Consider the following 2,230-nt stretch of genomic DNA (forward strand, 5'->3'; position numbering starts at 1 on the left):
AAAAACACCCAACAGCGGCAAAGCCTTGACCATCGAGGGCAATGGTCATAAGGAGGGGGGTAATGTCATAAAGTACGCAGCCCCTATCATTTTCCTTTTCTCACCGTCTCGACGCCTTTACTTGTACGATACATCATCCCATCACTGTCAAACCCCCATCGATTACTGATCCATCGATTACTGATCCACCTGACCCATCTTCTCCTTCTATTGGCTTCCGCCACCTTCCTTGTTCCTAAACTGTACAGTATTACATCGTTGTTTCTCGCAGACCGGATTATGTATATATAGCCAACCCTCCACAGCCTGGTCCCTTATCTTGACCTCTCTGTCATTATCTGGGACCAGGTATGTGCTTACTTATTATTACCTATGACTACGATACTCAATATATCTCTGTCATTATCTGGGACCAGCCTGCCGCCGTTCTGCTTAGTCGCTCCGCTTTCCCGCTCCGTTAGTCACTCCGCCTCTGCCGCTTCGTGACATTAGGTCAAGATCCATTACTGCACTGACAGCCTACCGATAAGGTTGTCCTTGCAGGGTCTATAGACACCACGTCTTCCCCAGTTCCGCCCGACTCTGAAACACCTGTTGCCAGTATAGACTGCTCCGCACTCCCGCACGCACTTGACCCCAGAGACCAAGCTCACGCCCATAACAACGACGATACTTGGCGCGATTGCCAGTCTCAACCTTGCCCCAACGCCCTTTCGAACTCAATCCGAGAGCCACTCACTGTGAGCAATATAACCTTCCTGCCGATTCCCCAGCCCCGATTGCCTACTCCCATCATGTCGACTCCTATCCCGCCTGCCCCAAACACCTCTGCGGAGGATCTCATGGCTCAGCTCATCAGACAAGTAGCTAACCTTGCTACAGCTATGGAGGAACGCTCATCCTCTAAGTCAAGCATGAACAAACCCGAGGTTTTCAAGGGTAAAGATGGCGCTGAAGCCCGTCGCTTCATGGCTCAGTTCCAGAATTGGGCGTCAGAACAACCGGATCTCGCCAAAAGCCAAGTAAAACTCATCAAGTCCGCCTTGGGCTTCTTCACAGAAAGTGCCGGAGATTGGGCAACTCCCCATCTGCTACATTTCAATGCGGAAAATCCCCCTTTCGGAGGAAATTGGGAGGCGTTTCTGAAGGAATTTAGCCAACGGTTTGAACCAATGGACCCAGGTATGGAAGCCCGTAGCGAGATCAAGAATCTCAGGCAAAGTAAAGGACAGACAGTTGCGGAATTCGCTCAGAAGTTCAAGGATATCGGAGATCGGACTGAAATGTCTGATATTGACTTGCGGGAACGTTTCTTCACTGCATTACTCCCAGAGATCCGACAACACCTCATCACCGTAAACATTGCCCAAGGAATTGCTCCGACTCTGAAGGAGGCAATCAAACGGGCCATATCGGTGGATGTCTACCTGCACGATCCCACCATGACTGGCCGGAACTCTGGATACCCTCCCACGCATACCGCTCATACTACCCCTGCTGACCCCCACGCTATGGACATTGATGCAACCCACACCAGTAATGGGAATACTAGGGAAGCATTCCTAGCTCGCATGCGAGGACGATGCTTCGGCTGCGGTGCCCAAGGTCATGTCAAGCAAAACTGCCCACACCGAGAAACCACCTGCCGCTACTGTGGACGTCGAGGACATCTGGAAGCAGTCTGCCAAGACAAATTCATGGGACTCGGACGAGACCGAGGCCGACGCCAGCAACCTCGACGCCAACAGATATCCGCTACGGGACCCGCGCCATTCTCCCTATTCCCAAACGAATCCGTCCAAATCGCGTCCTCGACCCCAACATCTGCTCCTGCACCCGTAGCTGCTACTCCGAGCCCCCCTAACCAGGACTTTTCCAATCAGATTGGTCAAATAAGGGAATTACTTGATCGTGCTAACGCTATGTCCTCCTCGTCCTCTGGCTTTCAACAGGGTTTTTAAAGAGGGTACCCGCTTCGGCTGCACCGAGAGTACCCCGTAATCAGTTTGTTATGTTCGCTACTTCCTCGTATGACTCGCACCCATCATGTACAATATCGTCGATCCGGGAATTAAACTCTACTTCCCCACATTTCCGAATTCATGCGAGACTAAGAGGAAGGAATCACAGTATAACAACTGCAGCCATGGTAGACTGTGGAGCTACCGCCCTGTTTTTAAACCAAGACTTTGTCACCCGGAACCATGTAAGATGTGCACCCCTCCATAAA

Annotated in this window: 1 protein-coding gene; it reads left to right on the forward strand. The window is 51.4% G+C overall.

Features of this window, described 5'->3' with window-relative positions; translation table 11 throughout:
• The first annotated feature begins 842 nt into the window (after positions 1-842).
• On the forward strand, positions 843-1,961 hold the full coding sequence (locus JUD45_RS07125) for a hypothetical protein (protein WP_203619905.1): 1,119 nt from the start codon (positions 843-845) through the stop codon (positions 1,959-1,961).
• The last annotated feature ends 269 nt before the right edge of the window (positions 1,962-2,230 follow it).

Source organism: Apilactobacillus nanyangensis (assembly GCF_016861915.1).
GTDB classification, from domain to species: Bacteria; Bacillota; Bacilli; order Lactobacillales; family Lactobacillaceae; genus Apilactobacillus; species Apilactobacillus nanyangensis.